A 25,837-nucleotide genomic window follows, 5' to 3' on the forward strand; every position below is an offset into this window, starting at 1 on the left:
GCATTGAAACGCACGCACGAGTGTGCCGTCACGGCACTCGGGTCGGGAATGTTTGCCCACACCGACCTGTTGGGGCCAGTGAGGAATGAAGAGGTATGCCATGTCAGACGTTCTGATCGACCGCCCGGAACTCTCGAGCCTGGGAATTTACGAGTTCGGCTGGGCCGACTCGGATGTTGCCGGCTCGTCAGCCCGCAGGGGACTCTCCCCGGAGGTTGTCGCCGACATCTCCCAGCTCAAGGACGAACCCGAGTGGATGCTGAAGAACCGCCTCAAGGCGCTCTCCCTCTTCTACAAGAAGCCGATGCCCTCGTGGGGTGCTGACCTCTCGGGCATCGACTTCGAGAACATCAAGTACTTCGTGCGCTCGACCGAGAAGCAGGCGGCCACTTGGGAAGACCTTCCCGAGGAGATCAAGAACACCTACGAGAAGCTCGGCATCCCCGAGGCTGAGCGCCAGCGCCTCGTCGCTGGTGTCGCCGCCCAGTACGAGTCCGAGGTCGTCTACCACCAGATCCGTGAGGATTTGGAGGAGCAGGGCGTGCTCTTCCTCGACACCGACACCGCGCTTCGGGAGCACCCGGAAATCTTCCAGGAGTACTTCGGCACGGTCATCCCGGCCGGTGACAACAAGTTCGCCGCGCTCAACACGGCCGTGTGGTCTGGCGGTTCCTTCGTCTACGTGCCGCCCGGCGTGCACGTCGAGATCCCGCTCCAGGCCTACTTCCGCATCAACACGGAGAACATGGGCCAGTTCGAGCGCACGCTCATCATCGCCGACGAGGGCAGCTACGTGCACTACATCGAAGGCTGCACGGCGCCCATCTACAAGTCGGATTCGCTGCATTCGGCCGTCGTCGAAATCATCGTGAAGAAGAACGCTCGCGTTCGCTACACGACGATCCAGAACTGGTCGAACAACGTCTACAACCTCGTCACCAAGCGCGCGATCGCGCACGAGGGAGCGACCATGGAGTGGGTCGACGGCAACATCGGCTCCAAGGTCACCATGAAGTACCCCTCTGTGTACCTCGTGGGGGAGCGCGCCAAGGGTGAGACCCTCTCCGTCGCCTTCGCCGGCCCGGGCCAGCACCAGGACGCCGGTGCCAAGATGGTGCACATGGCGCCGCACACGCAGTCGTCGATCGTTTCCAAGTCGATCGCTCGCGGCGGGGGACGCACTGGCTACCGCGGCGAGATCCGCATCGCGGCTGGGGCGCACCACTCTGCCAACACAGTGCGTTGCGACGCGCTGCTCGTCGACACGATCTCACGCTCCGACACCTATCCCGTGACCGACATCCGTGAGGACGACGTCGTCATGGGGCACGAGGCCACGGTTTCCCGCGTCAGCGAGGAGCAGCTCTTCTACCTGATGTCGCGTGGGCTGCCCGAAGACGAGGCGATGGCGATGATCGTGCGTGGCTTCATTGAGCCGATCGCTCGCGAACTGCCCATGGAGTACGCCATGGAGTTGAACAAGCTCATCGAGATGGGCATGGAAGGATCTGTCGGATAGATGTCAGCGCCCGTAGTCTCTGCGAACGCCAATACCGCAGTTCCCACCGACCATTCCAAGATCGCGTCACGCCAGCACAGCGTGGGCGGCCTCGGTCTCACCCCCGTGCAGACGCGCTCGGAGCGCTTCGCGTCCTATGACGTGAACGACTTCGAGGCGGTCGTGCCCAACCACGCCGAGTGGAAGTACACCCCGCTCGCGAAGGTCGCGCCCCTGACGGGCGACGCACTCGACGGTTCGACCTACGAATACTCCGCCGCGACAGAGGGCGGAGCGAGCGTGGCGTGGACCGGGCGGGACGATGCACGCATCGGCCGCGCGGGAAAGCCGGAGGACCGGGCATCCGCCAACGCCTGGAGCACCTTCGAGCAGGCCCTCGTCGTGACCCTCGAGGGTGACGAGGCGAGCGCGACTGTGAGCCGGTCGGCGATCGGCGCGAATGCTCGCGCGGCACACCTCGTCATCCACGCGACCGCGAACTCCCGCGGCCTGGTCGTGCTCGAGAACGCGGGCGACGCGATGCTCGCGGAGAACGTCGAGATCATCGTCGACGACAATGCCGACCTCAGCGTCGTCGTGCTGCACGAGTGGGCCGATGACGCCGTCTACCTCGCGAGCCATTTCGCGAGCGTCGGACGCGGTGCTCGGCTCAAGCACGTGACGGTGACGCTCAGCGGCGACGTCGTGCGTGTCAACCCGACGGCGCACCTCGGCGCAGAGCGTGGCGAGGTCGAGCTCTACGGCCTCTACTTCGCCGACGCCGGACAGCACATCGAGCACCAGGTCTTCGTGCACCACGACGGCCCGCAAACCAAGTCGACCGTTACCTACAAGGGCGCCCTCCAGGGCGACGGCGCGCACACCGTGTGGATCGGCGACGTGCTGATCGGCCGCGAGGGCAACGGCACGGAGAGCTACGAGCAGAACCGCAACCTGCTGCTCTCCGACGGCGCACGCGCCGATTCCGTGCCGAACCTCGAGATCGAGACGGGCGACATTCTCGGCGCGGGCCACGCCAGCGCGAGCGGCCGCTTCGACGACGAGCAGCTCTTCTACCTCCAGGCACGCGGGATTCCCGAGGACGAGGCACGCCGCCTCGTCGTCCGCGGCTTCCTGGGCGAGGTCATCCAGAAGATCGGCGTGCCGTCGATCGAGGAGCGTCTCGATGCGGCGGTCGAAGCGGAGCTGGCGGTGAGCGCATGAGTGTCCGAATCTGCGCCCTCGACGAACTGACCGTCAATGCGGCGGTGCGTGTCGTGATCGGCGACACGCCCATCGCGGTCGTGCGCGACTCCGCCGGCGACGTCCACGCCATCGGCGACACCTGCACGCACGGCGACATCTCCCTGTCGGAGGGCTTCGTCGAGGATGACACCCTCGAGTGCTGGGCGCACGGCTCCCAGTTCTCCCTCAAGACCGGAAAGCCGCTGACGCTGCCCGCCTACGAACCGGTCCCGGTCTTCGCGGTCTCGGTCGTCGACGGCGACGTCTTCGTCGACCCCACGCCGACCTACCCCTCCTGAGCACCCGGCCCAAAGCATCCGGCCCAGAACATCCGGCCCAGAGCGGCCGAAGAGAAAGAAGAATTCGCACAATGTCAGAACTGATCATCCGCGATCTCCACGTCAGCGTCGAGACCGAACAGGGCGACAAGCAGATCCTGAAGGGCGTCGACCTCACTCTCACGTCGGGTCAGACCCACGCGATCATGGGCCCCAACGGCTCCGGCAAATCGACGCTGGCCTATACCCTCGCAGGACACCCCAAGTACAAGGTCGAGAGCGGCACGATCACCCTCGATGGTGAAGACGTGCTCGAGATGAGCGTCGACGAGCGGGCTCGTGCCGGCCTCTTCCTCGCGATGCAGTACCCCGTCGAGATCCCCGGCGTCACGGTCTCGAACTTCCTCCGCACTGCCAAGACCGCGATCGACGGGGAGGCTCCGGCCATCCGCAGCTGGATCAAAGACGTGCGGGCGTCGATGGACAACCTTCGGATGGACCGCACCTTCGCCGAGCGCAACGTCAACGAGGGCTTCTCGGGTGGCGAGAAGAAGCGCCACGAGATCCTCCAGATGGAACTCCTGAAGCCGCGCTTCGCCGTGCTCGATGAGACGGACTCCGGGCTTGACGTCGACGCGCTGAAGGTCGTCTCCGAGGGCGTCAACCGCGCCAGGGAGACCACTGACCTCGGCATCCTGCTCATCACGCACTACACGCGCATCCTCCGCTACATCAAGCCGGACTTCGTGCACGTCTTCGTCGACGGCCGCGTTGCCGAGCAGGGCGGCCCCGAGCTGGCTGACCGTCTCGAGAACGAGGGCTACGATCGCTATCTCACAGGCTCGAACGTAGGCTAGAGCCATGGCTGTTGCACTCGAGCCCCAACTGTTCAACCAGGTCGAAGAGGCGCTCAAAGAGGTCATGGACCCCGAGCTCGGCGTCAACATCGTCGACCTCGGCCTCATCTACGACCTCACGTGGGACGAGGAGAACGACGCGCTCATCATCAGCATGACGCTGACCTCCGCAGGGTGCCCCCTCACCGACGTGATCGAGGATGAGACCGCCCAGGCACTCGATGGCGTCGTCGAGCAGTTCCGCATCAACTGGGTGTGGATGCCGCCGTGGGGTCCCGAGAAGATCACGGACGACGGCCGCGAGATGATGCGGGCCCTCGGCTTCGCGATGTAGGGACGATCTCAGACGTTCGTCGACAGTGATGGCTTCGGCGTGGGGAGACCCGCGTCGAGGCGCCACGCCAAGGGGACCGCAATGGCGACAGCCAGCACTTTCACGACCCCCGCGAAGACGAGCGGCAGGAATCCGTCGTTGAGTGCGCTGCCCAGGTCGTAGCCGCGGACGTTCATGAGTCGCGCGACGCCGAAGGCGTAGACCAGGAGCGTGATCACCCACGACCACACGAAGTTCGGGATGAACCGGCGATCCCATCCTCGCGCGGCGCACAGCCCTGCCAGGACCGCCGCCACGACGAAGCCGACGAGGTAGCCGCCGGTGTCTCCCGAGAGGTGTTGCCACCCGGCTCCGCCGTTGTTGAACACGGGAACGCCGACGCCGCCGAGCACGAGATAGAGCACGAGCGCGAGCCCGGCCCTCAGGGCACCCAGGCAGTATCCGACGAGGAGTACGCCGATGATCTGGCCCGTCGACGGCACCGGCCACAGCGCGACGACGAACTGGGCGGCGAGCGAAACGATGGCCGCCCCGCACAGCACGAGCACGAAATCCATGAGGAGCGACGGCGCGAACACGCGGTCCGCGAGCGTGTCGGGGCCGAGGTGCAGGCGTCGACGATTGAGCGAGTTGAACGCCCCTCGCAGGCCCACCGTCCTTGGGTCGAGCATCCTCACCCTTTCGTGCTGGAGCCCCCACACATCTAAACGCAAATATACTAGGGGTTTCCCCCTTCCCCTCTGCTCCGCTACCGGAGCCCCTGAATGGATGCTGCCTGTGCTGAGCGTGCAAGACCTCGAGATCCGCGTCGGAGCTCGCACGCTCATGGAGGGCGTCACATTCCGCGTCGACAGGGGAGACAAGATCGGACTCGTCGGCCGTAACGGCGCGGGCAAGACGACCCTGACCAAGACGCTCGCCGGCGAGACGCTGCCCACGAGCGGCCGGATCGACCGATCCGGCGAGGTCGGCTACCTTCCCCAGGATCCCCGCTCCGGCAACCCGGACGACCTCGCCCGCACGCGCATCCTTGACGCCCGCGGGCTTGGGCAGCTGGTGCTCGGGATGCAAGAGGCGAGTGCGCAAATGGGCTCGGGCGACCCCGAAGTGGCCGAAGCGGCGATGAAGAAGTACTCGCGCCTCACCGACCGCTTCGATGCGCTCGGAGGCTATGCGGCGGAAGCGGAAGCCGCATCGATCGCAAGCAACCTCAACCTCCCCGATCGCATCCTCGACCAGCCGCTCAGGACGCTCTCGGGCGGCCAGCGGCGTCGTATCGAGCTCGCGCGCATCCTGTTCTCCGATGCCGAGACCATGATCCTCGACGAGCCGACCAACCACCTGGATGCCGACTCCGTCGTGTGGCTCCGGGAGTTCCTCAAGGGCTACTCCGGCGGCTTCATCGTCATCAGCCACGACATCGAACTCGTGGGGGAGACCGTCAACAAGGTCTTCTACCTCGACGCGAACCGCCAGGTGATCGACGTCTACAACATGGGCTGGAAGCACTACCTGCGCCAGCGCGAGGCCGACGAGGAGCGCCGCAAGAAGGAGCGCGCCAACGTCGAGAAGAAGGCGACCGTGCTGCAGCAGCAGGCGGCGCGCTTCGGTGCGAAGGCGAGCAAGGCGGCCGCTGCCCACCAGATGGTGCGCCGTGCGGAGAAGATGCTCTCCGGCCTGGAAGAGGTGCGTTCGGCCGACCGCGTGGCCAAGCTCCGCTTCCCCGAGCCGGCCCCCTGCGGCCGCACTCCTCTCACCGCCAAGAATCTCAGCAAGAGCTACGGCTCACTCGAGATCTTCACGGCGGTCGACCTCGCGATCGATCGCGGCTCGAAGGTCGTCGTGCTCGGGCTCAATGGTGCGGGCAAGACCACGCTGCTCCGGATGCTCGCCGGCGTCGACAAGCCCGACACGGGCCAGGTGGAACCGGGCCACGGCCTCCGCATCGGCTACTACGCCCAGGAACACGAGACGCTCGACGTCAAGCGCTCAGTGCTCGAGAACATGGTCTCTGCCTCACCGAATCTGACCGAGACCGAGGCGCGAAGGGTCCTTGGATCGTTCCTCTTCACGGGCGACGACTCGCACAAGCCTGCCGGGGTGCTCTCGGGCGGTGAGAAGACCCGTCTTGCGCTCGCGATGATCGTCGTCTCTGGCGCCAATGTGCTCCTGCTCGACGAGCCCACGAACAACCTCGACCCCGCGAGCCGGATCGAGATCCTGGATGCCCTTGCCAACTATGCGGGAGCGGTTGTGCTCGTGAGCCACGATGAGGGCGCGGTGGAGGCCCTGAACCCGGAGCGCGTGCTCATCCTTCCCGACGGCGTCGAGGACCACTGGAGCCCCGACTACGCGGACCTCATCACGCTCGCCTGATCAGGTCTAGCGATGCGCCGCTTCGTCGAGCAGGGCATCCTCGATCTCAGCGTCGCTCGGCGATCGCCGTGACCTTCGAGCCTCGCGGCGCTCGGCATCCCGCTGCACTCGCTCGTCCTCAGAGTTGACGACGCGGTACTCCTGGCGCAGTGCCCAGCCGAGACCGATGAACGCGAGCAGCGCGAAGACGTACCACTGCAGGGCGTAGGAGAGGTGAGGACCCTCATCCGGTTCCGGTTTGGGTGGAGTCACGAGGGTCTCGCTCGGCGCAGGTTCCTGCGACTCCACCGCACCGTAGGCGCCCGTGTAGGTGGGCAGGTCCACGCGCTCCGCGACCTCTGGCAGGTGGATCGTCGCGATCTGGTTCGTGCCGATGGGGGAGCTTCGTCCCGGGAGGATCGGCTCTCCCTCCTTCAAACGAGCGACGACCGTCACCCGGCCGTCGGGCGCCTCGGCGACCGAGTCGGGCGCGTCCTGAAGGTTGCCGGTCGGAACCCATCCGCGGTTGACGACGAAGACGGTTCCGTCGTCAAGCAGCAGGGGAGTGAGCACCTCGAAGCCCGGCGAGCCCCGATAGGGACGATTGCGCACGAGCACCTCCTCATCCTTGAGGTAGGTGCCGCTGAGCGTGACCGGCGTCCACTTCTGGCTCTCGTCGTAGGCGTCGAGCGTGTCAAGCGCTGAGGCGACGGGCACGGGTTCGCGCTCATAGTTCGCCTCGACGAGGGCAATCGCATGCTGTGCTTCAGCACGCCGGTCGAACTGCCAGTTGCCGAAACCACAGCTGGCGATCGCGAAGACGATGACGAGTGCCGTGTAGCCCGCCCAGCGCCACGAGAGCACGAAGCGCCAGCCGCTCATCGAGTCTCCCCGAAGGGAACGGCCTCAACGGGAAAGTCCCGTGTCGCGAGGTAGTCGCGGAGGTAGTCGACGTGCTCCTCGCACGCCAGCCACACCTTCGTGCGGGACTCGTCATGGATGCGCGGGTTGCGCCAGTTGACCGACCAGCCGGCATCGGCACGGCAGCCGGCACGCGAGCACTGCGGGGCCTGCGGGCCCTGGTCCAGCGTGATCACTGCTCTCCTTCACCGCGGTAGCGCTCGACACTGCGCGGGTCCGGCGCCTCGACGCCGCCGCGCACGCCCGTCGAGACATTTGCCACGACGACCGCAATGTAGGGCAGTACGATCGCGCCGATCGCGGGAATCACGATCCACCAACCCGGCACGACGAAGCACGCGAAGAGGCACACGACGCGAATGCTCATCGCGATCGTGTAGCGCAGCATCCGGCTCCTGCGGTCGTCATCCGGCGACGGCGGAAGGGAGGTGATCGATTGTGGCTTTGCCATGAGAGTCTCGCTCTAGCCTACGACTAAGATCGTATGAGTTTGCCGGGTACCGGAACACGGCTCGGCACGGGTGCGTCGGCACATCTCCGACCGCGGAGATCAAGGTGATGAGGGCAAGGATGACCAAGAGAACTGTGCTCGTGACGGGCGGCAACCGGGGCATCGGGTATGCGATCGCCGAGGAGTTCCTGGCACAGGGACACAGGGTCGCCGTGACCGCACGTTCGGGCGAGGGCCCCGAGGGTTGCCTGACGGTGCGCGCGGATGTCACTGATCCCGAGTCGATCGATGCGGCCTTCACCCAGATCGAGGCCGAGCTCGGCCCCGTCGAGGTCGTCGTCGCGAATGCCGGCATCACTCGCGACACCCTCCTGATGCGGATGAGCGACGAGGACTTCACCTCGGTCGTCGACACGAACCTCACGGGTGCATTCCGGGTCGTGAAGCGCGCCTCGAAGGGCATGCTCAAGGCCCGCTACGGCAGGATCGTGCTCGTCTCGAGCGTCGTGGGTCTCTACGGCGGCCCAGGGCAGGCCAACTACGCCGCCTCGAAGGCGGGCCTCGTCGGTCTTGCGCGCTCCGTCACGCGGGAACTCGGCGCAAGGGGCATCACCGCCAACGTCGTGGCGCCCGGCTTCATCGAGACCGACATGACGGCGGAACTCCCGGCCGACACGCAGGCGCAGTACAAGGCGAGCATCCCGGCCGCCCGCTTCGCGTCGCCCCAAGAGGTCGCGCGCGTCATCGCCTGGGTCGCGAGCGACGATGCCGCCTACATCAGCGGAGCAGTGATTCCTGTCGACGGCGGCCTCGGGATGGGGCACTAGCCCGCTCAGTACCCCTCAGTCGGCGCCGAGCCCCAGAGCGCCGAGCACGAGGGAGAGGTCCCGCTCGTCGAGCACGAGGTCTGCCGCCTGGCGCACGGGCGCCTTGGCATCAAAGGCGATCGAGAGCCCAGCGCGTTCCATCATCCGCAGGTCGTTGGCACCGTCCCCGACCGCGACGGTGCAACGCAGGGGCACTCCGGCATCCAGGGCCCACTCCGCGATGGCATCCGCCTTGGCCTCCGCATGGATGACCTCGCCCAACACTCGACCCGTCAACACCCCGTCGCGCGTCTCGAGTCGGTTGGCTCGGCAGTAGTCGAGGTCGAGTTTCGCGGCGAAGGGATCCACGATCTCGTGGAAGCCTCCCGAGACCACGCCGATCTTCGCTCCGGCGGCGTGGAGACCCGCCACAAGCTCGGGCACACCCTTCGTGACCTCGACACGGCCGCGCACGGTCTCGAAGGCCGAGACGGGGAGGCCCTCAAGGGTCGCCACGCGCAGGCGCAGGCTCTCCGCGAAGTCGATCTCGCCGTTCATCGCCCGCGCTGTGACATCCGCCACGAGTTCCAGGCTGCCCGCCTCCTCAGCGAGCAGCTCGATCACCTCGTTCTCGATGAGGGTCGAGTCGACGTCGAGCACAACGAGAAAGGGCATGGGCGCATCCAAACGACGGGCGGCGCACCAGCGCCGGGATCAGGTGACGACGTGGACTCCCTTGCCGACGACCGTGATGCCCGAATCGGTGACGGTATAGCCGCGCGAGCGGTCAGCAGCGGCATCCACCCCCACTGTCGCACCCGGGTCGACAACGACTTCCTTGTCCAGAATAGCCCGCTGCACGACCGCTCCCTGCCCGATGCGCACGTGGTCGAAGACGATCGAGTCGACGACGCGGGCACCGGACTCGATCGTCGCCCACGGTCCCAGCACGCTGCGCTCGACATGTGCGCCCGACAGGAGCGACCCGAGTGAGACGATCGAGTCGATCGTCGTGCCGAGGTTGCCGGAGGCGTCGCGCACGAACTTCGCCGGGGGAGCGTTGAACTGCTGGTTGAAGATAGGCCAGGTGCGGTTGTAGAGATTGAAGACCGGCAACGCCGAGATGAGATCCCGGTGTGCGTCGTAGTAGGAGTCGATCGTTCCCACGTCGCGCCAGTAGTAGCGGTCGCGGTCCGTAGCCCCCGGCACCTCGTTGCGGATCAGGTCGTAGACGGCCGCGTCGCCTCGCGAGACGAAGTCGGGCACGATATCCCCGCCCATGTCGTGGTTCGACGAGGGCGTCTCGCCGTCACGCAGCACGGCATCCATCAGTACGTCGGCGTCGAAGACGTAGTTGCCCATCGACGCGAGCACCTCGTTGGGGGAGTCGGGCAGGCCGACTGGCTCCTGCGGCTTCTCGTGGAACGCGTGGATGCGGGTGGGATCGTCCTTCTCCACCTCGATGACGCCGAATTGGTTGGCGAGGGAGATCGGCTGGCGGATCGCGGCGACCGTGACGCCAGCCCCGGACTCGATGTGAGCGTCGATCATCTGGCTGAAGTCCATGCGGTAGACGTGATCGGCACCGACCACGACGACGATGTCGGGCTTCTCATCACGGAGGAGGTTGAGGCTCTGCAGGATCGCGTCTGCGGAGCCCGCGAACCACCGCTTGCCGAGCCGCTGCTGCGCTGGCACGGATGCCACATAGGAGTTCGTCAGGCCGGAGAGCCGCCAGGTCTGCGAGACGTGGCGGTCGAGGCTGTGCGACTTGTACTGCGTCAACACGACGATCTGCCGGAGGCCCGAGTTGATCAGGTTGGAGAGGGCGAAGTCGATGAGGCGATAGTTGCCGGCGAAGGGCACCGCGGGCTTCGCACGGTCTGCCGTGAGGGGCATGAGGCGCTTGCCCTCGCCGCCGGCGAGGACGATTCCGAAGATCTTCTGGGAGGCCATTGCTCCACAGTATGCGCGAACATGCGTCTGTACTACCGTTCAAGCTGTGAGAGTCGATGTCGTCACCCGCGAGTACCCGCCCGAGGTTTACGGGGGTGCCGGAGTCCATGTGGCCGAGCTGGTCAAGGAGCTCAGGCACACGCTTGACGTGCAGGTGCGCTGTTTCGGCGCCGAACGCGCCGAATCGGGAGTGACGGCATACACGACGCCGGGTGGCCTCCAATCGGCAAACGCGGCGCTCACGACCCTCGGCACTGACCTCGAGATCGCACAGGATGTCGCGGGCGCCGATATCGTGCACTCCCACACCTGGTACGCGAATGGCGCGGGGCACGTCGCGAGCCTCCTCCACGGCATCCCGCACGTCGTCACCGCCCACAGCCTTGAGCCGCTGCGCCCGTGGAAAGCCGAGCAGCTCGGCGGCGGGTATCGGGTCTCGAGTTGGATCGAGCAGCAGGCATTCTCGGGTGCGGCTGCCGTCATCGCAGTGAGCGAGGGCATGCGCCGAGACATCCTACGTTCCTACCCGAACCTCGACCCAGACAGGGTGCACGTCGTCTACAACGGCATCGACCTCGACGCCTGGAAACCGACGGAGGACCCCGAGACCCTGCGCTCGCTCGGCATCGACCCCGCGCGCCCATCCGTGGTCTTCGTCGGGCGGATCACACGACAGAAGGGGCTCACCTACCTGCTCAAGGCGGCTGCGCAGTTGCCGCGCGACGTGCAGCTCGTCCTGTGCGCCGGGGCGCCCGACACACCCGCCCTCATGGCCGAGGTGCGGGACGCCGTGCAGAAGCTGCAGGATGCCCGGGGTGGAGTCATCTGGATCGACCGCGTGCTCCCGCGCCATGAGCTCTCGGCCGTGCTCACGGCGGCAACGACCTTCGTGTGCCCCTCCGTCTACGAACCGCTCGGCATCGTGAATCTCGAAGCCATGGCGTGTGGTGCGGCCGTCGTGGGGACCGCAACGGGCGGAATCCCCGAGGTCGTCGACGACGGTGTCACGGGGCGACTCGTGCCCATCGAGCAGGTCGACGACGGATCCGGCACCCCGCTCGATCCCGAGCGCTTCGTGCAGGACCTCGCGCAGGCACTGCTCGAGGTCGTCTCCGACCCAGAGGCGGCCGCTCGGATGGGCGAGGCGGGACGACGTCGCGCCGAGCAGGAGTTCGGCTGGTCCCGCATCGCGCGCCGCACGGAGGAGATCTATCGCAGCCTCCTTTCCGCGCCCGCTGTGTCACCCTGAAAGACGCAGTCACTGAGGGTAGGGTTTAGTTCATGGCCAGCGTTCTCAAGCTCTCTGATGTGTCCGTTGTGCGAGATGGGAACCGCATTCTCGATTCGATCGACTGGAACGTCGACAGCGAAGAGCGCTGGGTCATCCTGGGCCCGAACGGAGCGGGCAAGACGACGCTCCTCCAGCTCGCCTCGGCGCTCATCCACCCGACATCGGGTGAGGCAGAACTGCTCGACGCGCGGCTCGGAAGCGTCGACGTCTTCGAGCTGCGCCCGCGCATCGGTTTCGCATCCACCGCCATGGCGCGTCGCCTGCCCCGAAACGAGCGTGTCATTGACGTCGTCATGACGGCGGCGTACTCCGTCACGGGGCGCTGGACCGAGTCCTACGAGGAACTCGACACCCGCCGTGCCGAACGTGTGCTTGCCGAATGGAAGCTCAGCCACCTCGCCGAACGCCGCTTCGGTGACCTGAGCGACGGCGAGCAGAAGCGGGTGCAGATCGCACGCTCCGTCATGACCGATCCCGAGATCCTGCTCCTCGACGAACCGGCCGCAAGCCTCGACCTCGGCTCGCGCGAGGAACTGCTGCAGCTGCTGAGCGGCTACGCCTCTTCGCAGGATGCTCCCGCCATCGTCATGGTCACACATCATGTCGAGGAGATCCCCGTCGGATTCAGCCACGCGATGCTCATGGCAGAGGGCGGAATCCGGGCGGCCGGCCCGATCGATGAGGTGCTGACCTCCGAGCTGCTGAGCGACACATTCGGCCTCGGACTCGAGATCCGCAACGACGAGGGCCGCTACACCGCGCGCGCCTCCTAAGTTCTGGTATCGTAGATGGTTGGCCGTTGAGCCACGAGTTTCTGTCTTTTCTCACCTGTCCCATGACATCCCACTCAAGGAAGTACCAATGAAGTCTGGCATCCACCCCGAGTACGCACCCGTCGTCTTCCGTGACCTCGCGTCGGGCGCCACGTTCCTGACCCGGTCCACCGTCGGCAGCGACAAGACCATCGAGTGGGAAGACGGCAACACCTACCCCGTCATCGACGTCGAGATCTCGTCGGAGTCGCACCCCTTCTACACCGGCAAGCAGCGCATCATGGACTCCGCTGGCCGCGTCGAGAAGTTCAAGAACCGCTACAAGGGCTTCGGTTCCTGATCAGTCTTCTCGGGTGATCACACCCGAATCAGCGGGCGGTTGGCTTCGGCCAGCCGCCCGCTTCTTCTTTGCCCGGGAGCGAGTTCTCGAAGAACGAGGCGGACCGTTCGACTGCTAACGCAGGGGCCACGCCGTCGACGTCACGAAGGATGGGTCCTTGGTACGCCGCATGTAGTCCTGGAAGCTCTCGGCCTGCTGCTCATACCACCCGACCTGCGCGTGGTGAAGGCCCGCGGCATCCGTCGGCAGGTCACCCGCGAAGCGCCGCACGATCGCCTGGGCGACACGTCCGGCCGCAATCGCATCGGCGCCCGCGTCGTGGGCGTCGGTGAGCGGTACCCCGTAGTGCTGCGCCGAGACCTCGAGGGTGCGCTTGCCGCGCCGGTAGCGATCCACCGCCTTGTCGATCACGAGCGGATCGATCACGGGGAACGGCTCGGCGAGCGGCTCGAGCCCGTGGCGCACCGCCTCCCGCTGCAGCAATGACAGGTCATAGGGCGCGTTGAAGACCGTGACGGGCACGCCGCGCTCGAAGAGGTGGCGGAGGCTCTCGAGGATCTCCGAGACAACCTCACGCGCGGGGCGACCGAGGGTGCGGGCGCGCTCGGTCGTGATGCCGTGCACGGCGGCGGCCTGCGCCGGGATCTCGACGCCGGGATCTGCGAGCCAGAGGTGCTGCTCGACGCTCGCGCCGAGGCCGTCGATGAGGCCGACATGCGCCGAGACGATGCGGCTCGTCTCGATGTCGATCCCCGTCGTCTCCAGGTCGAAGACCCCCAGCACATCAACCCATGAAGTAGTCACGCCCTCACTCTATTGGCGACCTCCGACACCGCTCGGGCAGCTCAGCGGGGTGTCAGTGGAAACCGACGTGCAGCCAGAAGAAGCTCTGCGTGCCGAGCGTCAGTGTCAGCGACCCAGAGTCATCGAAGGCGGGGAACTCGCTGCCACCGAAGAGGTCGACGAGGGGCGCGCCAGCGAGATCGTCAGCCTTGATCGTGACCGAGATTGGGTTGTGCGCGAAGCTGAAGACGCACAGCACGTCTTCCGCCGGGTCACCGAACTGCGTACCAGCGCCCTCATAGGAACGCACGAAGGCGAGCACCGACTCGTGACTCGTCTCCAGCACGCGGATGCTGCCGAGGCCGAACACGGGATGCGCCTTGCGCACGTGGATGACGTTGCGCACCCAGTGCAGGAGCGACCGTGACTGCGCAAGCTGCGACTCGACATTCGTCTGGGTGTAGTTGTAGACGAGAGACTGGACGACTGGCAGGTAGAGCTTTCCCGGATCGGCCGTCGAGAACCCGGCGTTGCGGTCTGGCGTCCACTGCATGGGCGTGCGGGATGCATCGCGGTCGTCGAGCCAGATGTTGTCGCCCATCCCGATCTCGTCGCCGTAGTAGATGAATGGACTGCCGGGCAGCGAGAAGAGGAGTGCGTGCGCGAGTTCGAGCTCGTCGCGTGAGTTGTCGAGCAGGGGAGCGAGCCGCCGACGAATACCGACGTTGACGCGCATCCGCGGGTCGTAGGCATACCAGCCGTACATCGCCTGGCGATACTCCTCGGAGACCATCTCGAGGGTCAGCTCGTCGTGATTGCGCAGGAACACCCCCCAGCCAGCACCCTCAGGGATGTCAGTCGTCTCACTGAGCACCTGCACAAGCTCCTTGGCATTCTGCGAGCGGAGCGAGTAGAAGATGCGGGGCATGACGGGGAAGTCGAATGCCATGTGGCACTCCGGCTCCTCCTCCGTGCCGAGGAATGCGGCGACCTCGCGGGGCCACTGGTTGGCCTCGGCGATCATGATGCGACCCGGGTAGTCGCGGTCGACCATGGCTCGCAGCTTCTTGAGGAACTCGTGGGTCTTGGGCTCGCCCTCGCCATTGCCCTCATCCGACTCGTAGAGGTAGGGGATCGCATCGAGGCGGAAGCCGTCGACGCCCAGGTCGAGCCAGAAGCGCACGATCTCGAAGACGGCGTCGTGCACGGCCGGGTTGTCGAAGTTGAGGTCGGGCTGGTGCGAGAAGAAGCGGTGGAAGTAGAACTGGCGGCGCTCCGAGTCGAAGGCCCAGTTCGATTCCTCGTAGTCGGTGAAGATGATGCGGATGTTTGGGTACTTCTCGTCGCTGTCGCTCCAGACATAGAAGTCGCCGTAGGGACCATCCGGGTCGGTGCGTGACTGCTGGAACCACTCGTGCTGGTCGGAGGTGTGGTTGAGCGGAAGATCGATGATGACGCGCATGTTGCGCTCGTGCGCCTTCGTCACGAGGTCACGGAACTCATCGAGCGTGCCGAACTCGGGCAGGATCGACTTGTAGTCGGCGACGTCGTAGCCACCGTCGCGCAGGGGCGAGGTGAAGAACGGCGGGATCCAGAGGGCGTCGACCCCAAGCCACTGCAGGTAGTCGAGACGCGAGATCAGGCCCGCCAGGTCACCATTGCCGTCACCGTTGCTGTCGACGAATGACCGCACCATCACCTGGTAGAAGACAGACCTGCGGTGCCACAGGGGGTCAAGGGTGAGACCGGGCAACTGGATGGGTGCGGTGAAGCTCACGAGTCTCCTCTGGGCTGGTGACGGATCATCGTCTCGAGTCTAAGTCGACCGCGACCATCCCGGGTGTGAAACGGCTGACGCCCAGCCGAACCGTAGACTGGGGCCGATGAATGCCCAGTCGCCGCATGCGGCATCGCCCTACGCGCAGCAACTCGCCCGTATCCCGGTCACACAACAGTCGGTGACGCTGTTGGGCAACGAGACCAAGTACTGGACCTACGGCGACGCGGATGCCACGACCACGGTCGTTCTGGTGCACGGCTATCGCGGCGAGCACCACGGGCTCGAGCCGATCGTGGCCCACCTTCCGGGCATGCGCTTCATCGCGCCTGACCTCCCCGGCTTCGGTGAGTCCGGCGCCATGACGGAGGCCGCACACGACATCGACGGATACGCCACCTGGCTCATCGCCTTCATGGAGGCCCTCGGGCTGACTGGGAACGCGGCCGTACTGGGCCACTCCTTCGGCTCGATCGTCGTCTCAGCCGCCGTGGCCCGCGGCCTCACTGCGCCCGCCATCGTGCTCGTGAACCCCATCGCGGTGCCGGGGCTCGAGGGCCCGCGGCCCGTCGCGACAGCGCTCACCGTCGGGTTCTACCGCTCCGCCCGCCTGTTGCCGGAGCGCGCCGCCCGCGCCTTCCTCGGCTCGCCCGTCATCGTGCGGGGCATGAGCATCGCCCTGGCGAAGACGAAGAACAGGGGCCTGCGCCGGTGGATCCACGGCCAGCACGACACCTATTTCAGCCGCTTCGCGTCGAAGCAGACGATCCTGGAGGGCTTCGACGCATCCGTCACCCGATCGGTCGGCGAGTTCGCCCATGCGATCACGCCGCCGACCCTGCTCGTGGCGGCAGAGCGCGACGACATCACGCCGCTCTCCGCGATCCGTGCGCTCAACGGGGCTATCGCAGGTTCTGAGCTCGTCGTGATCCCGGAGGTCGGGCATCTCATCCACTACGAGACGCCGGCAGTCGCGGCATCCGCCATCGAAGCATTCCTGGCCCGCCACCGCGCCTCGTGAAGATCGTCTTCGACTGCCGGTACACGCGGCTGGAGCGTCACGATGGCATCAGCCGCTACACGGCGGAGCTCGTCACCGAACTCGCTCGACTCACGCCGGTCACGATGCTCATCAGCGATGAGCGACAGCTCGCGATGCTGCCGGACCTGCCCTGGATTATGGGGACTGACCCCACGAGCCTTCGCGAGCCGTGGGTCTCGCTCATCGTCAACCGTGCCAAGCCCGACGTCGTCTTCACGCCCATGCAGATGATGGGGTCCTGCGGCCGTCGCTATCGCTTCATCCTCACACTGCACGACCTGATCTACTACCGCAGCCCGACCCCGCCGCGCGAGTTCTCGTGGGCCGTTCGGGCTGGCTGGCGGGTGTACCACTGGACCTACCTGCCCGTGCGCATGCTCCTGCGGAGAGCGGATGCCATTGTGACGGGCTCCTACACGACGAGTCGGGAGATCCGGGCTGCCGGCATCACGGATCGACCCCTCACAGTCGTGCGCAGTGCCGTGAGACAGGAGCCGGTGGCACCGCGGCGCGCCCCGCAGCGTCGCGAACTCGTCTACATGGGGTCCTTCATGCCCTACAAAAACGTCGAGTTGATCGCCAGGGCACTCCACCACCTCCCGGGATACACGGCGCTCCTCCTCAGCAGGGCGAGCGAGGACGAGCGACGACGACTCGAGGCGCTTGCCCCCGTCGGCGCCCTCGTCTTCAAGGACGGTGTCAGCGACGAGGAATACCGCGAGCTGCTCAAGGGCGCGACGGCCCTCGTCTCCGCATCACGCGACGAGGGCTTCGGCATCCCGCTCGTTGAGGCGATGGCGCAGGGCACGCCGATCGTCGTGAGCGACATCCCCGTCTTCCACGAGATCGGCGGTGACGCGGCCGGTTACTTCGATCCGGATGACCCTGCCGAACTCGCGGCGCGGGTGTGCGAACTCGAAACACCGGGGGAGTGGGAGCGGCGATCGGAGCTCGCTAGCCAGCAGGTGCAGGAGTTCACCTGGGAACGCTCGGCTCGCACGCTCTATGAACTCGCACAGGAGCTCATGAAGCATCCGCTCACTCGCGGTCGGATTCGCGGCCCTCGACGGGGTTCTGCTCGGTGATGTCTTCATCGCCCTCGCCGGGCACGACGAGCTCCTCGTTGAAGCCGACGAGCGCGAGCGCGCCCTCCGCGTAGTCGAGTGAGTGCACCGAGCCGTTGGGGATGGCCTCCGTGTGGTGGTCGCCTTCCCCGGGCTCCAGGCGCATGAGGAGGGAGCGGATGAGGCCGCCATGCGTCACCACGAGCACACGGCCACCGGGGTGTTCCTCCGCGATGTCCTCAAGCGCGGGGATGGCACGGGCCACGGCATGCGAGCGCCGCTCACGGCCGGGTACGTCGATGGAGCCAGGAAAGCGTGCTTCGACCTCCTGCCCAGTCAAACCCTCTGCCTCGCCGTAGTTGCGTTCCATGAGTGCGTCGCGCACCTCGGGCGCGGCGAGACCCAGCGACTCCGCCATGATGCGAGCCGTCTCGTAGGCACGCGAGAGGGGGCTCGCGTAGATGGCGTCCCAGCGCTGGCCCGCGAGTGCCGCGGCCGTGCGTCGCGCCTGGGTCCGCCCCGTCTCGTTGAGCGGGATGTCGGTGCGACCCTGCACGCGTCGCGCGCGGTTCCAGTCGGTCTCGCCGTGGCGTACCAACACGAGCCGGGTCACGGCAGCAGCCGTTCCACGAGACCTTCGAGCGTGGGGCTGGCCCCGGCATCGATCTTGAGCGCCGCGCGGCCGTCGCCCTTGGTCATGCCCCGGTTGACGATGATGACGGGCGCGCGCCTGCGCAGGGCCACCTCGAGCAGGCGGATGCCCGAGTTCACGACGAGGGAGGAGCCAGCCACCAGGAAGACGTCGGCGCTGTGCACGAGGGCCCGTGCCTCGGCGAATCGTTCGGTCGGCACGAACTCGCCGAAGAAGACGACGTCTGGCTTGAGCATCCCGCCGCAGACCGTACAGGACGGGATCGTGAAGTCGCCGAGCCTGCCAGGCGCCACGTCCCCATCCGGGCCCAGTTCGACCGCCCCGGGTTCCTCGAGCCAGGGGTTCGCAGCGACGATCGTCTCGGCCACGGCCGAGCGGGCGAAGAACTGCCCGCAGTCGAGGCACTTGACCCGCGCCATCGACCCGTGCAGGTCCACGACCTTGGCGGACCCGGCCTCGACGTGGAGGCCATCGACGTTCTGCGTCACGACGCCATTGGCAACGCCGCCCGTCTCAAGCGCGGCAAGGGCCAGGTGTCCCGCGTTGGGCTGCGCGCGAGAGAAGGCCCGCCATCCGAGGTGGCTGCCGGCCCAGTAGCGCTTGCGGTACTGCTCGCTCTCGAGGAACTGGGAGAACGTCATGGGTGAACGCGCGGGCGCACCCTCGCCGCGGTAGTCGGGGATTCCCGAGTCGGTGCTGAGACCGGCACCCGTCAGCACGGCGAGCGTCCTGCCCCGAATGAGCGCGGCGGCGGCATCGAGCGACTCGGGGGAGGGCGACGTCGCGTGGCGGAGCGTCGCGGGGGTGTCTTCTGGCATCGGTTCCTCGTCGCGGGCGAAGTGGAAACGCCCTCTCACACCTTAAGCGTTCGCGGCATCCGATATGTTTCCTCGGGGCACCGAATCGGGTCCCCGGAGCTGGAAGAGTCACACATGCGCACGATCAGGGTGGAGGACCTCTCCGCGCCCGGACTGGACGACTATGCACGTCTCACCGACGTCGTGCTGCGCAGACTGCAGGAGCCGGCGGGCGGCCTCTACATCGCCGAGTCCTCCAAGGTCATCGGCCGCGCAATCGATGCCGGCCACCGCCCGCGGTCATTCCTCGTACTCGAGAAGTGGCTGCCCGACGTCGCTGAACACGCTGAACGGTTCGACGTGCCGGTCTACGTCGGCGACGACGCCGTGCTCACGGCGCTCACGGGGTTCAGCCTGCACCGGGGCGCGCTCGCGTCGATGCACCGGCCCCCGTTGGCATCCGTCGCCGAGACCATCTCGGATGCTCGGCGGGTCGTGATCCTCGAGGATCTCGCCGACCACACGAATGTCGGCGCCATCTTCCGCGCGGCGGCAGGACTCGGGGCGGATGCCGTGCTCATCACGCCGCGCTGCGCAGACCCCTTCTACCGACGCAGCGTGCGCGTCAGCATGGGGAGCGTGTTGCAGGTTCCCTGGACGAGGCTCCCTGAATGGCCCGAGGCGCGGGAGATCCTCTCTGACGCCGGGTTCCACATCGCAGCCCTCGCGCTGGAGGACGGCGCGGTGACGCTCGACACATTCGCCGCGGCTGCTCCCGAGCGGATCGCCCTCGTGCTGGGCACGGAGGGTGATGGGCTCAGCCGCGCTGCGATCGCCGCGGCCGACACGGTCGTGACGATCCCCATGTCGCGCGGCATCGATTCGCTCAACGTGGCCGCCGCGAGTGCCGTCGCCATGTGGGAGCTGCGCGTGCGCTGAGGGCGCGGCCCCGCAGCTAATAGGATTGCGCGGTGTCAGCATCGCGCGCCCAGGTCTATCGACGTCGCCGTCTCGTCGTGTTCGGAGGTGCGGCGGTCTTCCTGGCCGCAGCGACCTACCTGCCCATGACGCTCTTCGCGCCCCTCGACCCGACGGCCGCGACCCTCGTCGATGCTCCCGCGCCAACGGCGGCTGCCGCGGAACTCGCGTGGCCGAGCAGCACGGCGGTGGGCATCGGCGCCGTCGGGTTCGACGGCGTACTCGCGGCGACGGGCAGCACCGAAGCGCTCCCGATGGCGAGCATCACGAAGGTCATCACCGCGCTCACGGTGCTGGAGCGGCATCCGATCACGGTCGACGACCACGGGCCCGTCATCACGTTCACCTCGAAGGACCTCGCTCACTTCGGCAGCTACCAGGCGCGCGGTGCCACCGTCAAGCCGGTGCAGGCGGGCATGCAGCTCACGCAGTATGAGGCAATGCAGGCCATGCTCCTGCCGTCGGCCGCGAACTACACGCTCTCACTCGTCGAATGGGCATTCGGCGACGAGGCAACCTTCGTCGCAGCCGCGCAGGATTGGATCGCGAGCCACGGCCTCGACAACACGACGCTCGTCGAGCCGACGGGACTCTCGCCGCAGAATCGCAGCACGGTCAGCGATCTCATCCGGCTCGGCAAGATCGCGCTCGAGGACCCGGTCATCGCCGAGATCGTCGCGACGCCGCAGGTGTACTTCGACGGAGCGGGCGTGCTGGAGAACTCCAACAAGATCCTCGGCACCTACGGTGTCGACGGCATCAAGACCGGCACCCTGCCCGAGGCCGGTGCCTGCCTGCTGTTCTCCGCCGACCTCGAGATCGGATCCTCGACGGTCACCCTCGTGGGCGTCGCCCTGGGCGGAGAACTCCACGCGATCCAGTATCCGCAGATCCAATCGCTCATCCAGACGGTCGAGGCCGGGTTCCAGGAGATCGCGCTCACGGAGGAGGGGCAGTCCTTCGGCGGCTACTCAACTGTCTGGGGCGACAATGCACCCGTCGTCGCGGGCGAAGCGAAGAAGGCGCTCGTGTGGGCTGATACGCCGATTTCGGTCGCCGTGCACACGGAGCCCGTGGTCACGGCGGCGGCGGGAACGCAGGTGGGCACTGCCACCTACACCGTCGGCCAGGACGTCCTAGAGGTGCCGCTCGTGCTGGCCGAAGCCATTGATGATCCGGGCCCAGCGTGGCGGCTGGGTAACCCCAGCCTCGTCTTCGGCTAGGACATATTCCGCCAGAGGCATAGACAAGGCTGAGAATATGCACTATTCGGCGCGCTGTCCTTGGTGGAGCTCCGCCAACCGCGTAGGGTCAGTAACTATCCGTTGAACGCACGCGCTTCATCTACAACCCCGGCTGGGAAGTCGCCAGACCAGAGGAGATGGATGTCCGCCTCAGCACACCCTCAACCGACTGTCACCTTCACGCGCACACGCCCGGGTGGCGACCGCAAGAGCCCGACGAGTGAGTACTCGTCCCTGCTCAACACGGTGAGGGATGCGGGACTCCTCCGGAGGGCGCGCGGCTTCTATATCGCGATGTTCGCCGGAATCACCCTCGCGCTCGGTGGCGTCATCACGGGCTTCATCCTGTTGGGCGACAGCTGGTTCCAACTGCTCATGGCAGCGGCACTCGGCGTGATCCTCACGCAGTACGCATTCCTTGCGCATGAGGCCTCGCATCGCCAGATCTTCACCTCAGGCAAGCTCAACGACGCGGTCGGGCGCACGCTCGCCAACCTCTTCGTGGGCATCAGCTACCAGTGGTGGATGACGAAGCACTCCCGCCACCACGCCAACCCCAACATTGTGGGCAAGGACCCCGACATCGAGCCCGACTTCGTCGTATTCCGCGAAGAGGATGCCGCCAAGACGAAGGGCCTCTACGCCTGGCTCCTGAAGCGCCAGGGCTACCTATTCTTCCCCGCCCTCATGCTCGAGGGCCTCAATCTGCACATGCACGGCTTCCGCACGGCCTTCGGCAAGGGCAAGGTGCAGGAACGCTGGATCGAGATCACGATGCTCACGACCCGCATGGGCGCATACCTCGCAGTGATCTTCCTCACCCTGCCCATCGGCATGGCGTTCGCCTTCATCGGCGTGCAGATGGCAGTCTTCGGCGTCTACATGGGTGCGTCCTTCGCGCCCAACCACAAGGGGATGCCGATCTTGCCGCACGACAGCAAGGTCGACTTCCTGCGTCGACAGGTGCTCACCTCGCGCAACATCCGCGGTGGCTGGTTCATGGACACGTTCATGGGCGGGCTCAACTACCAGATCGAGCACCACCTGTTCCCCAACATGCCGCGGCCGCACCTCAGGAAGGCGAACGAGATCGCCAAGGAGTACTGCGCCACGCACAACATCCCGTTCACCGAGGTGGGTCTCCTGACCTCCTACGGCATCGTCGTGCAATACCTCAATCGCGTCGGCCTGGCCGCGGGCGGCGACCCCTTCGACTGCCCCGCTGCGGCCCAGTTCGGTCGATAGACAACGACAGCGAGTCAAGGAACGGTCCGGCCTAGAAGCCGGGCCGTTTCGGCGTTATGGAGTCACCCGACGATCGTCCTCGAATTCGCCGCACGACCCAGGGAACGAAGTGCTCCCGCGCCCACACCATATCGTCGGCCCGCGCCTGCCGCCAGGGCCGCTCGGGCAGGGGTTCCGGCGCGTAGGGCTCGAGTTCGTGCTCCACATTCAGGGCGTCGAGCACGGCGCGGGCGATCGTGTGGTGGCCGACGGGGGAGAAGTGCAGGCGGTCGGGCGCCCACATCCGCGGATCCTGCAGCTCACGCATCGACCACATGTCGACAACGATCGCGTCGTGACGGTGGGCGATGCCACGGAGGTTCTCGTTGTAGATGGCGACCTTGCCGCGCAGTCGACGCATGACTGGGGTCATGCCGATGTCGGGACCGTTGAAGAGCACGAGGGTCGCCCCATCGGAACGAAGTCGAGTGACGGCGCCCTCGAGGCGATGGGCGACCTCATCGGGATCCGTGTTCGGTCGGATGATGTCGTTGCCGCCCGCCGAGATCGAGACGAGGTCCGGCTTCAGGGCGAGGGCGGGCTCCACCTGTTCGTCGATGATCTGCTGCAGCAGTCGGCCGCGGATCGCGAGGTTGGCATAGGAGAACGGCTGGTGGTCGATGCTGAGCACCTCGGCCACACGGTCGGCCCAGCCGCGGTGGCCGCCCGGGCTCTGTGGTTCCGGATCACCGATGCCCTCTGTGAACGAGTCGCCGAGCGCGACGTAGCGCGACCACGGATGCTGGGATGCCATGCCTCAATGCTGCTGCACGACCGGGGGCCGCGGCAAACGGCCCTTTACTATCGATCCTCAGAAAATTGCAGGGTGTCCCTCATCCGGGGGTGGAGCCATCATTGAGTTGTGCTCCGCTGTGGGGCATGTACACCGACATTCTGGAGTGTGAAAGACCATGGGAATCATCGCGTGGATTGTTCTTGGCCTCATCGCCGGCGCGATCGCGAAGGCCATCCTTCCCGGTCGGCAGGGCGGTGGCTGGATCGCAACCCTCGTCATCGGCGTCGTTGGCGCCCTGCTCGGCGGTTGGATCGGCAGCGCAATTTTCGGCATCGGACTCGAGGAGTTCTGGTCGATCCAGACGTGGCTCGTCGCCATCCTGGGTGCCCTCCTCGTGCTCGTGATCTGGGGCTTCATCACGCGCGGCAGCAACCGCCGCGCCTGACGTACAGCGTCTGACAAGGGGCACCGCTCCTCGCTTCGGGAGGGCGGTGCCTCTCGTGCGTTCCGGGGGTCCATGTCAGCGGGGGCGGGTACCATTGTCTCCAGTGAACACCTCCGCGAACTTCGGTCGGCCAGTCGGCACATTCGCGGCCGAGCACCTTTCTCCATCCTTCCCTGAGCGGGCTGCGAGGGGCACAGCAAACAAGCTGCGCGCGTGGCAGCAGGAAGCGCTCGACCTCTATCTCGAGCGCCAGCCGCGCGACTTCCTCGCTGCCGCGACACCAGGCGCAGGCAAGACGACCTTCGCGCTTCGCATCGCGACCGAACTCCTGGCCAGCGGCGTCATCAACCGTGTCACGGTCGTGGCCCCGACCGAGCACCTCAAGACCCAGTGGGCCGAAGCGGCCCACCGCGTGGGCATCCGGCTCGACCCCTCGTTCCGCAATGCCGACGGCACGCACGGGCGACACTTCCACGGCGTCGCCGTGACCTATGCGCAGGTCGCCACGCGAGCCTCGCTCCACCGCCACATGACTGAGCAGGGCAGATCGCTCGTGATCCTCGACGAGGTGCACCACGGGGGCGACGCGCTCAGTTGGGGCGATGCGATCCGTGAGGCCTTCGAACCTGCCGTGCGACGCCTCTCCCTCACGGGTACACCGTTCCGCTCCGACACCGCCCCCATCCCGTTCGTCACCTACCACCCGGACGAGAACGGCATCCGCACCTCCCAGTCGGACTACACCTACGGCTATGGCCGCGCCCTCGCCGACGGCGTCGTGCGCCCCGTCATCTTCCTCTCCTACGCGGGCAGAATGCGCTGGCGCACGCGCACGGGCGACGAGATGGAAGCCCACCTCGGGCAGGGCGACACGAAGGATGTCACGGCGCAGGCCTGGCGCACGGCGCTCGACCCAGAGGGAGACTGGATCCCCTCCGTGCTGAAGGCGGCGAATCGGCGCCTCACTGAAGTGCGAAACGGCGTGCCAGATGCTGGCGGCCTCGTGATCGCGACGGACCACTTCGCGGCGCGCGCCTACGCCGACATCCTCAAGCAGATCACGGGCGAGGAACCGACCGTCGTGCTCTCGGACGAAAAGGCCGCGAGCGATCGGATCGCCGAGTTCTCGGCGGGAACATCACGGTGGATGGTCGCCGTGCGCATGGTGTCGGAGGGGGTCGACGTGCCGCGCCTGGGCGTCGGCGTCTACGCGACATCCGCCTCCACGCCGCTCTTCTTCGCGCAGGCCATCGGCCGTTTCGTGCGCACGCGCAGGCGCGGCGAGACGGCATCCATCTTCCTGCCGAACGTTCCCGCGCTCATGGCGCTCGCGCAGACGATGGAACTCGAACGCGACCACGCGCTCGACAGGGAGGTCAATGAGGACGGTCTCGAGGAGATCGTGCTTGATGACGACGCGCTCGATGCCGCCAACCGCACGGAGTCTGCGTCAGCGGATGCCGACCTCTTCGACTTCAAGGCGTTGGGTTCAGAGGCCCAGTTCGATCGGGTGCTCTACGACGGGGGAGAGTTCGGGTTCCAGGCTGAGGTCGGCAGTCTGGAGGAACTCGACTTCCTCGGTCTCCCCGGACTCCTGGAACCGGAACAGGTGAGGGAGCTGCTGCAGGCTCGCCAGGCGAAGCAATCGCGGCGCTCCGAGGGCCGCCAGCGCATCGCGGAGGCCTTCGAGGGTGCCGTGCATGAGGAACCGGCTCTTCACCGCACGCTGAAGGAGCAGCGCAAGCTCCTCAACAGTCTCGTGGGCATGCGGGCCAAGCGCACAGGCGAACAGCACGCCCACATCCACGCCGAACTCCGTCGAATGGCCGGTGGGCCGGCCGTGCCGCAGGCGAGCGTCGCGCAGTTGCAGGCGAGGATCGACCTGCTGCGTCGGGGAGCGATGCGGTACAACCCCTGAAGCGGGGCCGGC

General features: G+C 66.6%; 28 protein-coding genes. 17 read left to right on the plus strand and 11 right to left on the minus strand.

What is annotated here, in order from left to right; all coding sequences use genetic code 11:
* The first annotated feature begins 100 nt into the window (after nucleotides 1–100).
* The 5 genes from sufB (at nucleotide 101) to ACIQK7_RS11900 (ending at nucleotide 4,212) form a co-directional block, all read left to right on the plus strand.
* Complete coding sequence (gene sufB, locus ACIQK7_RS11880) at nucleotides 101–1,519, plus strand: Fe-S cluster assembly protein SufB (RefSeq protein WP_403025036.1); 1,419 nt, start codon at nucleotides 101–103, stop codon at nucleotides 1,517–1,519.
* The gene (gene sufD / locus ACIQK7_RS11885; protein WP_403025039.1) at nucleotides 1,520–2,722 is read left to right on the plus strand and encodes a Fe-S cluster assembly protein SufD; all 1,203 of its coding nucleotides are present in this window, start codon (nucleotides 1,520–1,522) and stop codon (nucleotides 2,720–2,722) included.
* Entirely contained in the window at nucleotides 2,719–3,042 is a 324-nt protein-coding gene (locus ACIQK7_RS11890) for a non-heme iron oxygenase ferredoxin subunit (protein ID WP_403025041.1), read from the plus strand. Before sufD ends, ACIQK7_RS11890 begins: the two co-directional genes overlap by 4 nt.
* A 71-nt stretch (nucleotides 3,043–3,113) precedes the next feature.
* Entirely contained in the window at nucleotides 3,114–3,878 is a 765-nt protein-coding gene (gene sufC / locus ACIQK7_RS11895; RefSeq protein WP_403025044.1) for a Fe-S cluster assembly ATPase SufC, read from the plus strand.
* 4 nt (nucleotides 3,879–3,882) lie between these two features.
* On the plus strand, nucleotides 3,883–4,212 hold the full coding sequence (locus tag ACIQK7_RS11900; RefSeq protein WP_147721214.1) for a metal-sulfur cluster assembly factor: 330 nt from the start codon (nucleotides 3,883–3,885) through the stop codon (nucleotides 4,210–4,212).
* A gap of 8 nt (nucleotides 4,213–4,220) precedes the next feature.
* On the opposite strand, the gene ACIQK7_RS11905 is transcribed toward ACIQK7_RS11900, so the two are convergent.
* Nucleotides 4,221–4,883: a biotin transporter BioY gene (locus ACIQK7_RS11905; RefSeq protein ID WP_403025048.1), complete on the minus strand. Its 663-nt coding sequence runs from the start codon at nucleotides 4,881–4,883 to the stop codon at nucleotides 4,221–4,223.
* Between the two features lie 106 nt (nucleotides 4,884–4,989).
* Between ACIQK7_RS11905 and ACIQK7_RS11910 the strand changes: the two genes are divergently transcribed.
* The gene (locus ACIQK7_RS11910) at nucleotides 4,990–6,588 is read left to right on the plus strand and encodes an ABC-F family ATP-binding cassette domain-containing protein (protein WP_403025051.1); all 1,599 of its coding nucleotides are present in this window, start codon (nucleotides 4,990–4,992) and stop codon (nucleotides 6,586–6,588) included.
* A 6-nt stretch (nucleotides 6,589–6,594) separates the two neighbouring features.
* Here the strand turns inward: ACIQK7_RS11910 and ACIQK7_RS11915 are convergent, their stop codons facing one another.
* Genes ACIQK7_RS11915 through ACIQK7_RS11925 form a run of 3 tightly spaced genes read right to left on the minus strand, consistent with a single transcriptional unit; the run spans nucleotide 6,595 to nucleotide 7,939 of the window.
* Nucleotides 6,595–7,449 (minus strand): SURF1 family protein, encoded by an 855-nt coding sequence (locus ACIQK7_RS11915; protein WP_403025054.1) that lies wholly within the window; start codon nucleotides 7,447–7,449, stop codon nucleotides 6,595–6,597.
* Nucleotides 7,446–7,664, minus strand: a complete 219-nt coding sequence (locus tag ACIQK7_RS11920) for a hypothetical protein (protein WP_403025056.1) — start codon at nucleotides 7,662–7,664, stop codon at nucleotides 7,446–7,448. Before ACIQK7_RS11920 ends, ACIQK7_RS11915 begins: the two co-directional genes overlap by 4 nt.
* The gene (locus ACIQK7_RS11925) at nucleotides 7,661–7,939 is read right to left on the minus strand and encodes a DUF3099 domain-containing protein (RefSeq protein WP_403025059.1); all 279 of its coding nucleotides are present in this window, start codon (nucleotides 7,937–7,939) and stop codon (nucleotides 7,661–7,663) included. Before ACIQK7_RS11925 ends, ACIQK7_RS11920 begins: the two co-directional genes overlap by 4 nt.
* Before the next feature lie 119 nt (nucleotides 7,940–8,058).
* Here ACIQK7_RS11925 and ACIQK7_RS11930 point away from each other — a divergent pair, with 119 nt between their 5' ends.
* Nucleotides 8,059–8,766: a beta-ketoacyl-ACP reductase gene (locus ACIQK7_RS11930; protein ID WP_403025061.1), complete on the plus strand. Its 708-nt coding sequence runs from the start codon at nucleotides 8,059–8,061 to the stop codon at nucleotides 8,764–8,766.
* A 15-nt stretch (nucleotides 8,767–8,781) separates the two neighbouring features.
* Here the strand turns inward: ACIQK7_RS11930 and serB are convergent, their stop codons facing one another.
* Both serB and glgC read right to left on the minus strand, forming a co-directional pair.
* Nucleotides 8,782–9,420: a phosphoserine phosphatase SerB gene (gene serB, locus ACIQK7_RS11935; protein WP_403025064.1), complete on the minus strand. Its 639-nt coding sequence runs from the start codon at nucleotides 9,418–9,420 to the stop codon at nucleotides 8,782–8,784.
* 39 nt (nucleotides 9,421–9,459) lie between these two features.
* On the minus strand, nucleotides 9,460–10,701 hold the full coding sequence (gene glgC / locus ACIQK7_RS11940) for a glucose-1-phosphate adenylyltransferase (protein WP_147721208.1): 1,242 nt from the start codon (nucleotides 10,699–10,701) through the stop codon (nucleotides 9,460–9,462).
* A gap of 46 nt (nucleotides 10,702–10,747) precedes the next feature.
* Here glgC and glgA point away from each other — a divergent pair, with 46 nt between their 5' ends.
* The 3 genes from glgA to ACIQK7_RS11955 all read left to right on the plus strand — a co-directional run bounded on the left by glgA (nucleotide 10,748) and on the right by ACIQK7_RS11955 (nucleotide 13,105).
* The gene (gene glgA, locus ACIQK7_RS11945; protein WP_403025067.1) at nucleotides 10,748–11,950 is read left to right on the plus strand and encodes a glycogen synthase; all 1,203 of its coding nucleotides are present in this window, start codon (nucleotides 10,748–10,750) and stop codon (nucleotides 11,948–11,950) included.
* Nucleotides 11,951–11,982: 32 nt separating this feature from the next.
* On the plus strand, nucleotides 11,983–12,765 hold the full coding sequence (locus tag ACIQK7_RS11950; protein ID WP_403025070.1) for an ABC transporter ATP-binding protein: 783 nt from the start codon (nucleotides 11,983–11,985) through the stop codon (nucleotides 12,763–12,765).
* 88 nt (nucleotides 12,766–12,853) lie between these two features.
* On the plus strand, nucleotides 12,854–13,105 hold the full coding sequence (locus tag ACIQK7_RS11955) for a type B 50S ribosomal protein L31 (RefSeq protein ID WP_403025073.1): 252 nt from the start codon (nucleotides 12,854–12,856) through the stop codon (nucleotides 13,103–13,105).
* Between the two features lie 114 nt (nucleotides 13,106–13,219).
* On the opposite strand, the gene ACIQK7_RS11960 is transcribed toward ACIQK7_RS11955, so the two are convergent.
* Together ACIQK7_RS11960 and treS are read right to left on the minus strand one after the other, a co-directional pair.
* On the minus strand, nucleotides 13,220–13,909 hold the full coding sequence (locus ACIQK7_RS11960; RefSeq protein ID WP_403025076.1) for an exonuclease domain-containing protein: 690 nt from the start codon (nucleotides 13,907–13,909) through the stop codon (nucleotides 13,220–13,222).
* Between the two features lie 52 nt (nucleotides 13,910–13,961).
* Nucleotides 13,962–15,665, minus strand: a complete 1,704-nt coding sequence (gene treS / locus ACIQK7_RS11965; RefSeq protein ID WP_403025079.1) for a maltose alpha-D-glucosyltransferase — start codon at nucleotides 15,663–15,665, stop codon at nucleotides 13,962–13,964.
* A 106-nt stretch (nucleotides 15,666–15,771) separates the two neighbouring features.
* Between treS and ACIQK7_RS11970 the strand changes: the two genes are divergently transcribed.
* Together ACIQK7_RS11970 and ACIQK7_RS11975 are read left to right on the plus strand one after the other, a co-directional pair.
* Nucleotides 15,772–16,686, plus strand: a complete 915-nt coding sequence (locus tag ACIQK7_RS11970; protein WP_403025082.1) for an alpha/beta fold hydrolase — start codon at nucleotides 15,772–15,774, stop codon at nucleotides 16,684–16,686.
* The gene (locus ACIQK7_RS11975; RefSeq protein WP_403025085.1) at nucleotides 16,683–17,792 is read left to right on the plus strand and encodes a glycosyltransferase family 4 protein; all 1,110 of its coding nucleotides are present in this window, start codon (nucleotides 16,683–16,685) and stop codon (nucleotides 17,790–17,792) included. Before ACIQK7_RS11970 ends, ACIQK7_RS11975 begins: the two co-directional genes overlap by 4 nt.
* Here the strand turns inward: ACIQK7_RS11975 and ACIQK7_RS11980 are convergent.
* Nucleotides 17,746–18,384 (minus strand): histidine phosphatase family protein, encoded by a 639-nt coding sequence (locus tag ACIQK7_RS11980; RefSeq protein ID WP_403025088.1) that lies wholly within the window; start codon nucleotides 18,382–18,384, stop codon nucleotides 17,746–17,748. The two genes, ACIQK7_RS11975 and ACIQK7_RS11980, sit on opposite strands and share 47 nt — an antisense overlap.
* The gene (locus ACIQK7_RS11985; RefSeq protein ID WP_403025091.1) at nucleotides 18,381–19,241 is read right to left on the minus strand and encodes a Sir2 family NAD-dependent protein deacetylase; all 861 of its coding nucleotides are present in this window, start codon (nucleotides 19,239–19,241) and stop codon (nucleotides 18,381–18,383) included. Before ACIQK7_RS11985 ends, ACIQK7_RS11980 begins: the two co-directional genes overlap by 4 nt.
* A gap of 114 nt (nucleotides 19,242–19,355) precedes the next feature.
* Here ACIQK7_RS11985 and ACIQK7_RS11990 point away from each other — a divergent pair, with 114 nt between their 5' ends.
* The 3 genes from ACIQK7_RS11990 to ACIQK7_RS12000 all read left to right on the plus strand — a co-directional run bounded on the left by ACIQK7_RS11990 (nucleotide 19,356) and on the right by ACIQK7_RS12000 (nucleotide 22,687).
* The gene (locus tag ACIQK7_RS11990) at nucleotides 19,356–20,159 is read left to right on the plus strand and encodes a TrmH family RNA methyltransferase (protein WP_403025094.1); all 804 of its coding nucleotides are present in this window, start codon (nucleotides 19,356–19,358) and stop codon (nucleotides 20,157–20,159) included.
* A 32-nt stretch (nucleotides 20,160–20,191) separates the two neighbouring features.
* Nucleotides 20,192–21,421 carry a D-alanyl-D-alanine carboxypeptidase family protein gene (locus ACIQK7_RS11995; protein ID WP_403025097.1) on the plus strand — a complete coding sequence of 410 codons (1,230 nt, stop codon included), beginning with the start codon at nucleotides 20,192–20,194 and terminating at the stop codon, nucleotides 21,419–21,421.
* Between the two features lie 162 nt (nucleotides 21,422–21,583).
* A complete protein-coding gene (locus ACIQK7_RS12000) occupies nucleotides 21,584–22,687 on the plus strand; it encodes a fatty acid desaturase family protein (RefSeq protein ID WP_403025099.1) in 1,104 nt (367 codons plus the stop codon).
* Nucleotides 22,688–22,718: 31 nt separating this feature from the next.
* Here the strand turns inward: ACIQK7_RS12000 and ACIQK7_RS12005 are convergent, their stop codons facing one another.
* Entirely contained in the window at nucleotides 22,719–23,480 is a 762-nt protein-coding gene (locus tag ACIQK7_RS12005; protein WP_403025102.1) for an SGNH/GDSL hydrolase family protein, read from the minus strand.
* 157 nt (nucleotides 23,481–23,637) lie between these two features.
* On the opposite strand from ACIQK7_RS12005, the gene ACIQK7_RS12010 reads away from it, so the two are divergent.
* On the plus strand, nucleotides 23,638–23,907 hold the full coding sequence (locus tag ACIQK7_RS12010) for a GlsB/YeaQ/YmgE family stress response membrane protein (RefSeq protein WP_325208664.1): 270 nt from the start codon (nucleotides 23,638–23,640) through the stop codon (nucleotides 23,905–23,907).
* A gap of 103 nt (nucleotides 23,908–24,010) precedes the next feature.
* Nucleotides 24,011–25,825, plus strand: a complete 1,815-nt coding sequence (locus tag ACIQK7_RS12015) for a DEAD/DEAH box helicase (protein ID WP_403025106.1) — start codon at nucleotides 24,011–24,013, stop codon at nucleotides 25,823–25,825.
* The last annotated feature ends 12 nt before the right edge of the window (nucleotides 25,826–25,837 follow it).

This window comes from Salinibacterium sp. GXW1014 (assembly GCF_044769865.1).
GTDB lineage: Bacteria > Actinomycetota > Actinomycetes > Actinomycetales > Microbacteriaceae > Homoserinimonas.